Annotated in this window: 8 protein-coding genes; 7 read left to right on the top strand and 1 reads right to left on the bottom strand. The window is 70.5% G+C overall.

What is annotated here, in order from left to right; all coding sequences use genetic code 11:
- The first annotated feature begins 85 nt into the window (after positions 1–85).
- The 5 genes from D7V93_RS32030 to recF all read left to right on the top strand — a co-directional run bounded on the left by D7V93_RS32030 (position 86) and on the right by recF (position 5,777).
- Complete coding sequence (locus D7V93_RS32030) at positions 86–955, top strand: CsgG/HfaB family protein (RefSeq protein ID WP_158623909.1); 870 nt, start codon at positions 86–88, stop codon at positions 953–955.
- Positions 952–3,513, top strand: coding sequence for a hypothetical protein (locus tag D7V93_RS32025; protein WP_147451447.1), 2,562 nt, complete (start codon positions 952–954; stop codon positions 3,511–3,513). The genes D7V93_RS32030 and D7V93_RS32025 overlap by 4 nt, the downstream gene beginning before the upstream one ends.
- Before the next feature lie 68 nt (positions 3,514–3,581).
- A complete protein-coding gene (locus tag D7V93_RS32020) occupies positions 3,582–3,839 on the top strand; it encodes a hypothetical protein (RefSeq protein WP_120646995.1) in 258 nt (85 codons plus the stop codon).
- Between the two features lie 77 nt (positions 3,840–3,916).
- Positions 3,917–4,540, top strand: a complete 624-nt coding sequence (locus tag D7V93_RS44610) for a hypothetical protein (protein WP_147451446.1) — start codon at positions 3,917–3,919, stop codon at positions 4,538–4,540.
- Positions 4,541–4,649: 109 nt separating this feature from the next.
- On the top strand, positions 4,650–5,777 hold the full coding sequence (gene recF / locus D7V93_RS32010) for a DNA replication/repair protein RecF (RefSeq protein ID WP_120646993.1): 1,128 nt from the start codon (positions 4,650–4,652) through the stop codon (positions 5,775–5,777).
- Here the strand turns inward: recF and D7V93_RS32005 are convergent.
- Complete coding sequence (locus tag D7V93_RS32005) at positions 5,774–6,157, bottom strand: hypothetical protein (protein ID WP_120646992.1); 384 nt, start codon at positions 6,155–6,157, stop codon at positions 5,774–5,776. The genes recF and D7V93_RS32005 overlap by 4 nt on opposite strands.
- A gap of 349 nt (positions 6,158–6,506) precedes the next feature.
- Here D7V93_RS32005 and D7V93_RS32000 point away from each other — a divergent pair, with 349 nt between their 5' ends.
- A complete protein-coding gene (locus D7V93_RS32000) occupies positions 6,507–7,013 on the top strand; it encodes a hypothetical protein (RefSeq protein ID WP_120646991.1) in 507 nt (168 codons plus the stop codon).
- On the top strand, positions 7,010–7,801 hold the full coding sequence (locus D7V93_RS31995) for an MlaE family ABC transporter permease (protein ID WP_120646990.1): 792 nt from the start codon (positions 7,010–7,012) through the stop codon (positions 7,799–7,801). The genes D7V93_RS32000 and D7V93_RS31995 overlap by 4 nt, the downstream gene beginning before the upstream one ends.
- The last annotated feature ends 60 nt before the right edge of the window (positions 7,802–7,861 follow it).

The raw sequence follows: 7,861 nt of genomic DNA, 5'->3' as shown, positions 1-7,861 counted from the left end.
CCGCTAGATTGCGTCCCTGGTGCCCGCGCCCTGTGTGGGCGGCGCCCGGGAGGGTGCGTTGCACAGGACAGTGGGAGTCGTCGGGGTGTTGTGGGCGTTGGGGGCCTTCGCGGCGGGCGGTGAGGCAGCGGTGGAGGTGGCACCGCCGCCCGGAGGCGCGAAGCTCCAGGCCGCGCCGCTGAAGGAGGGGGAGAAGCCGAGGCTGCTGGTCTCGGACCTGACGCCGCAGGGCGCGGAGCCCGAGCAGGCGGCGGCGCTCACCGACGCGGTGGTGCAGACGCTCACCGAGCGCGGGCTGTTCCAGGTGCTGTCGCGCAAGGACCTGCAGACGGTGCTGGGCACGGAGCGGCAGCGGCAGCTGCTGGGCGCGTGTGACACGAACCCGTCTTCCTGCGCCACGGACCTGGGCGACGTGCTGGGCGCGCGCTACGTGCTGACGGGCGCGCTGTCGAAGCTGGGCGCGACGTATGAGCTGTCGCTCCAGGTCATCGACACGGTGAAGGGGCAGCCGGTGGGGCGCAGCACGCGGCTGGCGAAGGATCCGCAGACGCTGAGGCAGCTCGTGCCCTGGGCGGTGGCGGAGGCGAGTGGAGCGCCGCTGCCGCCGCCGGCCTCGCGCGTGCTGCCGTACTCGCTGCTGACGGGAGGCGGCGCGGCGCTCCTGGGCGGAGGCGTGTACGGGCTCATCGCGCTGTCGCGGCAGAAGGTGCTCAACGACGAGCTGTGCCCGGGAGGGGATTCCGCGTGCGCGGGGCAGAACCTGCGGCCGCTGTCGTACTACCAGGCCCAGGACCGCAAGCTGGGCAATGACAAGACCCTGGCGTTGGGCGTGATGGCGGCCGGAGCGCTGCTGGTGGGCGCGGGGCTGTACCTGATGCCGCCGCCGGAGGGCGGACCCCGTGTGGCCCTGGTGCCATCGCACCGGGGGCTGGGCTTCGCGGGGGTGTTCCCATGAGCGCGCGACGCATGGGTGGGCCGAGCGGCGACGGAGTGCGGGGCAGCGGTGGAGACGCGCGCTCCCTGAAACACCCAGGGGGCGAGGGCTCGCGGGCCGGAGGTAAGGGCGCGAGCGCACGCCGGTTCCTCATGGCCATGCTGGGCGTCGCCAGTGTCTGGGCGGCAGCGGCGGCCTGTTCGGGCGGCGTGAAGGTGGACGAAGGCAATGCGTTCCCCTGTGACCTCACGCAGTCCGAGGACGTGCGCGACACGGCCTGTCCGCCCGCGTGGCGCTGCGGCATCGACAATCGCTGTCACGAGGCCACGGAGGAGTCGGTGACCCAGGCGAGCGAGCCGACCTTCGAGGCTTCGCGTCGCTACCCGGTGCTGCTGGAGGGCGATGCAAGGCTGGTGGCGGCCGACACGCGCGGAGGCCAGGTGGTGGTGGGCTTCGCGGACGGTGGCGCCTTCCTGTCGAACGGGCGCGTGGTCCGGTCCCTGACGGTGGAGCCCGCGGCGCTGACCCCCGGGCAACTGGCGTTCACGGGGAGCCGTGTGGCGGTCGTCTCGCAACGGGGCGCGGTGAGCGGAGAGAACGCGCTGCGGCTGGGGCGGCTGGACGACACGCGTCCACAGGTCGCGGTGCTCACGGTGGATCCCACGGTCGTGACCACGGGAGTGCGGGGGTTGCGCGCGGCGCCAGGGCGGTTGGAGCGGGGCCTGCTGGCGGTGCTGCTCGACACGCTGGGCGCGGGCGAGGTGGCGCCGGACACGGGCACGTACACGCTCTATCCGGGGGCATTGCGAGCCCTGCCGGACGCAGGCGTGGAGGTGTGTGGCGCCACGCCCCTGCCGCCGTGTCCGCCGGGCGCGTTGCTGCCCTACCTGGACGTGAGGCCCGTGCCGGCGTCGGTGCTCACGAAGGACGCCGGAACAGGGCCCGACGCGCTGCCCGTGGTGGTGACGCCGGAGTACTTCTTCTGGCGAGCCCCCGCGAGCGTGCCGGGCGGCAAGGACACCTGGAGGGTGCTCAACCCGGAGGACCCCATCTCCGCGGGAGGAACGCCGAGCCCGGCGACGGCGGAGCGCGCGCCGGTGTGGTCGCTGCGTCACAGCGAGACGGCGGAGGTCTGGGCGTTGCGGAGGCCGCTGGAGGGCCGGCATGTGCTGGGCACCTGGGTGCTGCGGCGCAGTGGAGGCGAGCCGAGGTTGGAGAGGGCCTGGGCGGACTGCACGCCATGCGGGGGCGGGCGGTTGGTGGCGTTCACGCCGGTGTCGGACGGGGCGCTGGGGGTGGAGGTGTTGTGCGAGTCCGCGCAGGCGGGCCGCCGCACGTTCGCGCGCGTGGTGGGAAGCTCGGTGGTGAACCCGAGCGATGCCTGTCTCACGCAGCCCCTGGAAGCGCCGGTGGATTTCTCCGAGCTGTCCTCGGACGGGACCACGGGCACGCGGTTGGCGCGAGCCGGAGCGGTGGATGATTCACCAGGTGCGGGTGCGCTGCTGGGCGGGGAGCACGGGCAGGTGTGGCGGGGCCGCACGCTGTCCACGTTGCGACCGCTGTACCTGGACCGGGTGCCGCTGAGCGTGGCGCCGCTGGGCAACGGGCTGCTGGCGTTGACGCGAGACTATCTGTCGCTGGAGGTGCCGGACTCGAGGCTGCCCGCGCGCGTGGGGCTGTCAGTGACGGCGTCGTCGTCGGAGGCGGATGGGGGCGTGGTGGAGCAGCCCGCGCTGGGTGGATTGGTGGAGGGCTCGACGGGATGGTTGGTGTTGGAGTCGGGGCAGGTGGCGAAGGTGAACGCGGAGGGCGCGACGTCGGACGTGTCATTGGGGAGCACGTACGGGCCGCAATTGCTGGCGCCCAGCGGCGTGCCGACGTCGGGGCCCTTCCTGGGACAGGGCGCGACGGCGGAAGGAGGCTCGCTGGTGATCGCCGCGAATGATCAGCTCTACTACCTGGAAGGCATCTCCCCGACGACCGAGCCGGGACAGCTCCCCGGAGTGTTGCCGCGCCTGACGCCGGATCCAGGCTTCCCGGTGCGCTCACTGGCGAGGGACCGGACCGTGAGCCTGACGGGAGCGACGCCGCAGCGGGTGCGAGGCTGGGTGGCCACGGGCCGGGGCCTCTTCGAATACGCGCAGTCGAAGGAGGGGCGCTGGAGCCTGACGCCGCTGCCCCTGGGAGACGCGGAGCCGGTGAAGGTGTGGAGCCGCGAAGGAGGGGGCGTGGGCTACGGAAGGGTGGGCCTGCGGGACGGCGTGGTGCTGCGCTTGCCAGAGGGATTGCCGCTGACGAAGCCGCTGCCGGACGAAGGGCGCGTGGTGGACTACGCCTCGCTCGCGGGCTGGCCGGTGGCGCTGACGGAGACGGACGTGTACGCGGCGACAGCGCGAGGAAGGCGAGCGGACGGACAGGTGGGGCTGCTGCAATGGATGCCATTGCCCCGGCCGGCCGGGCTCACGAACGAAGCGCTCCTGGGCGCGCGCATCTTCGTGGTGAAGCACGACAGTGACGAGGTGCTCTACCTCTTCACCCGGACGGGTTTCGTGTACCAGTTGGGAAAGGGTAGGCTGTAGCTGTTTCCCTTTTCCAAGGAGCACCCATGAAGAATGCATGGCATGTCTTGGTTTGTGGAGCCGCTGGGATGTTGTTGGCCTGTGGTCCGGGGACGGAAGCCGAGCCGCAAGGCCAGCCCTCCGACCAGGACGTGAAGGCGCAGAGCTGCGTGCAGCTCTATCGTCCCCAGCGAAGCAGCTATTTCGATTCATTCCCCATGAGGGAGGATGGGCAGGTGGGCGGCTGCGAGACGGGGCCGGATTGCATCCCTGTCTGCTGGGGACAGGAATCGCCCTACTACGTGCACCAGGACTACTTCTACTGCACGTACTGTCCTTCACCCTGAACGCGCGCTTCGCGCGCTCGCGCCGGGCAGGTCAGACCCCTCTGGTAGTCCCTGTCTTCCGACGCTGGGCGAAAGCCGTGACGGAAGACAGGGATGTCCATGAGGGGACGTTGGATCGCGGTGCTGGGGCTGTTGTCATTGCCAGAAACAGGCTCGATGGCACGACGCTGGCCCTGCTGCCTCGAACGCAACATGCTTCGGCGCATCAACAGGGATACGATCGAGCTGGTCAAGGATCTGACGCGATGACGGGACTCAGTGCTGAAGCCAGACTCCGACGACTCCTCCGCGTCTTCACCCAGACGGGAGGAGAGGGGCTGCGGACACGTGCCTTCGACAATCTCCCGATGGATGCACGAGCGCACCTGCTGGAGCGTGCGGTACTGAAGGCGGATGAGCTGCCCGTCATCGCGCACTTCGAAGGCCCTGACCATTGGGCACTCGTCACCACGGAGCGCATCGTGCTGGGACGGGAAGCCGGACTCCTGAGCGTGCCGTGGAGTGAGCTGGAGAACGCCACGACCGACACGGCGCACATCCAGGCCGCATTCGCATCCGGTGCTGGCAACAAGTTGTCCCTGAGCCGGCTCAGGCTCCAGCGTCGAAATGCCGAGGACGTGGAGATCGAGGTCGAGGCAGGAAAAGCGTTCTTCGGACTCTGGAACGCCCTGAAGACGATCGCGCTCCTCCGGAAGGAGTGAACCCCCGGCCTGCCTCCACCCGTGCCCCCCAACCAGCGGAGCGCACCGCATCACGGCACTGGCTGCCCGCCGCATCTGTAGTACGAAGGGCCCCCCTCCCGGTGACGCTGTGCGCCTCCTCTCCCTCCAGGTCCAGGACTTCCGCAACCTCCCGAAGGTGCAGCTCGCGCCCAGCATCCACGCGACCATCGCCGTGGGCCAGAACGGGCAGGGGAAGACCAACCTCCTGGAGGCGCTCTACTTCCTCGCCACCCTGAAGCCCCTGCGCGCGGGCCGGCTCTCCGAGCTCGTCCGCTGGGGCTCGCAGGCCGCCCGCGTCACCGGCCGCTTCCTCCTGAAGGGAGCCGAGCGCGAGATCTCCGTCGAGGTCGGCGGCGGCACCCGCCAGGCCCTCGTGGACGGCAAGAAGGCGTCCAGCCTGGAGGACTACTTCGGCGGTGTCTCCGTCGTCGCCTTCACCCCCGACGACCTCGAGGTCATCAAGGGCGGCCCCGACGCGCGCCGGGCCTTCCTCGACCGCGCCGTGTTCAACCGCTTCCCCGCCTTCCTCAGGGAAAGCCGCGAGTACGCCCGCGCCCTCAAGAACCGCAACCGCCTGCTCCGCGACGGCGCCACCGTCGACGCCGCGTACCTCGACGCCTACGACGAGACGCTCGCCCGCGCGGGCGCCCGCCTCTACGCCCGCCGTCGCTCCCTGATGGCGGAGCTCGCCCCGCGCGCCCAGGCCACGTTCGCCTCCATCGGCCGCACCGCCGACCCCGCCGTGTACGGCTACCACCCCGCGCACCTCGGCGCGGACTTCGCCCAGGCGGACGAGGCCGCGCTCGCCGCCGCCCTGCGCGAAGCGCTCGCGGGCCGCCTCCGCCGCGACCTGGACCGCGGCTTCACCTCCGTGGGCCCGCATGTGGACGACGTCTCCGTGACGCTCGGCGGCCGCAGCGCCCGCGCCTACGCGAGCCAGGGGCAGCAGCGCGCCCTGGTGCTGGGCTGGAAGATCGCCGAAATCGAGAACCTGGAAGCCGCCATGGGCTTCCTCCCCCTGCTCCTCCTGGATGACGTCTCCAGCGAGCTGGATCCGGAGCGCAATGCCTACCTCATGGGCTACCTCGCCCAGAGCGGCGCGCAGGTCTTCCTCACCACCACCGACGCGGGGCTCGTCCGGGCCGCCGCCGCCAGTGACTCCCTGTGGCTCACCGTCCGCGCAGGACAGGTGAACACCGACGCGCCTTCTGCCTAGGGCACGCGCCGCCGCTGCCAGGGCCAGTGCACCGGCCCGCGCTTCGCCCGGTGCGGAAGCTCCTGCTGTGTCACATGGCCGAAGTACGTGAAGCGGAACTCCGCCCACAGCATCCCGAACGCCACCGCGAACAGGAACACCGCCAGCGTCAGCCACCACGGCGCGCCCGTCGCCAGCGCGATGATGCCCAGCACCCCCAGCACCCCCGCGGCGCCCAGCGACACGTTCCGCAGGCGCTTCGACTCGCTGAACGCCATCCCCATCGTCACCATCGAGATGATCAGCAGCGGCCACGCCAGCCAGTACGACGTGCGCGCGAACAGGTTGGCAATCGATAGCAGGAACAGCCCGAATCCAAATATCGCCAGTCCGCCGTCCATCGAATCCTCCTCGTGAGAATCCCCTCGGACTCCCGGCTGAACATGCGTCCTCTCCACCCCCGGATGCACTCCCCCCAGGGGCGCGCCCGCCGCGTCCGACCGGGGACACGGCGGGAGAGCGGCGCTTCCAAACCTCCTGGAATACGCGTCCACGCCGTCGTGTCTGCTTCGTGCTCCCACGAACACGTGCGCGCCCTGCCCGGAGTCCTTCCGAGACGCCGGGCGCTCGCTGGCGGCGTGAGGCGCGGTAGTCGACGTTTGCTCCGACGAAGTTCTTGCGGACGCCCCAGGCCTGCACCATGACGTGCGCCGTCCCACCGGAAGCCCTCGGGACGAACGAAATGGTGCCATGTCGCGGATGCTGCTGACGCTCGCCTTGTCCACCCTGCTCGCGGGGTGCCACCGCGCGACGTTCGAGGACTCGGTGCTCCAGAAGTCCGACGTGAAGTACCGCGTCGGCCCCCTGTCCAACGACGTCTGGCAGCGCACCGGCTTCGAGGACAACGACCTCGCCTTCGTGGAGCGCGGTGACACCGGCCGGGTGCTCGCCACCAACTCCACCTGCAAGGACCACGACGACCCGCCCCTGCCCGTCCTCACGAAGCACCTGCTCATGGGCTTCACCGAACGGCAGGACCTGGGCCAGCGCACCTTCACGCTCGACGGCCGCGAGGCCCTGCGCAGCCGCTACGTCGCGAAGCTCGACGGCGTCCCCGTGTCGCTGGAGCTCGTCGTCGTCAAGAAGGACAACTGCGTCTTCGACTTCAGCTACGTCGCCCCCGTGGGCACCGCCGAAGCGCGCATGGCCGACTTCGAGAGCCTCGTCTCCGGCTTCCACGCGGAGCGCCTGCCGTGAGGCCCGAACCCCACGCCGCCTCCGGGCCCACCCTCAAGGAGCGCCTCACGGAGCGGATGGAGTCGCTGGGCGCCCTGTCCGTGATGACCGGCCAGGTGTTCAGCCGCGCCGTGCGCCCCCCGTATGACGTGGCCGGGCTCATCTACCAGACCGAGTCCCTGGGCGTGCGCTCGATGCCCATCGCGCTGCTCACCGCCACCTTCGCCGGGCTCGTCATCTCCCTGCAGTTCGGCTACTTCCTCGCCCGCTTCGGCGTGCAGTACACCGTGGGCCGCGTCGTCATCCTCACGCTCTTTCGGGAGCTCGCCCCCGTGCTCACCGCCCTCACCGTGGGCGCGCGCATCGGGTCCGGCATCGCCGCGGAGCTGGGCTCCATGACCGTGACGGAGCAGGTGGACGCCATCCGCGCGCTCGGCGCGGACCCCTTGCGCAAGCTCGTGGTGCCGCGCGTGTTCGCGTGCCTCATCGTCATGCCCGTGCTCACCGTGTTCTCGGACGTGGTGGGCCTGATTGGCGGCGCGCTCGTCGTGCGCTCCCAGTACGGCATCTCCCTGGACCAGTTCTTCCAGGGCGCGATGGACGCGGTGCTGATGGGCGACTTCGTCTCCGGCGTCATCAAGGGCGCGGTGTTCGGGCTCATCATCGGCCTGGTGGGCTGCTTCAAGGGGCTCGCGGTGGAGGGCGGCACGGAGGGCGTCGGCCGCGCCACCACGCAGACCGTGGCCATCACGTCCGTGTCCGTGTGCCTGTCGGACTTCTTCATCACGAAAATCACGCTCTACTTCTGAGTGAAGACCGAATGAAGCCGTCCCGGACCCCGCGCAAGGCACGCACCCCCCACGTCGACC

The organism is Corallococcus llansteffanensis (genome assembly GCF_003612055.1).
In the GTDB taxonomy this organism is placed as follows: Bacteria; Myxococcota; Myxococcia; order Myxococcales; family Myxococcaceae; genus Corallococcus; species Corallococcus llansteffanensis.
This window is presented reverse-complemented; position numbering and strand designations above follow the sequence as displayed.

What these genes read in the sequence shown, in the direction of transcription:
- D7V93_RS32025 (WP_147451447.1), top strand. Translation starts at nt 952, where the DNA reads ATGAGCGCGCGACGCATGGGTGGGCCGAGCGGCGACGGAGTGCGGGGC.
- D7V93_RS32020 (WP_120646995.1), top strand. Translation starts at nt 3,582, where the DNA reads ATGTTGTTGGCCTGTGGTCCGGGGACGGAAGCCGAGCCGCAAGGCCAG.
- D7V93_RS32005 (WP_120646992.1), bottom strand. Translation starts at nt 6,157, where the DNA reads ATGGACGGCGGACTGGCGATATTTGGATTCGGGCTGTTCCTGCTATCG.
- D7V93_RS32000 (WP_120646991.1), top strand. Translation starts at nt 6,507, where the DNA reads ATGTCGCGGATGCTGCTGACGCTCGCCTTGTCCACCCTGCTCGCGGGG.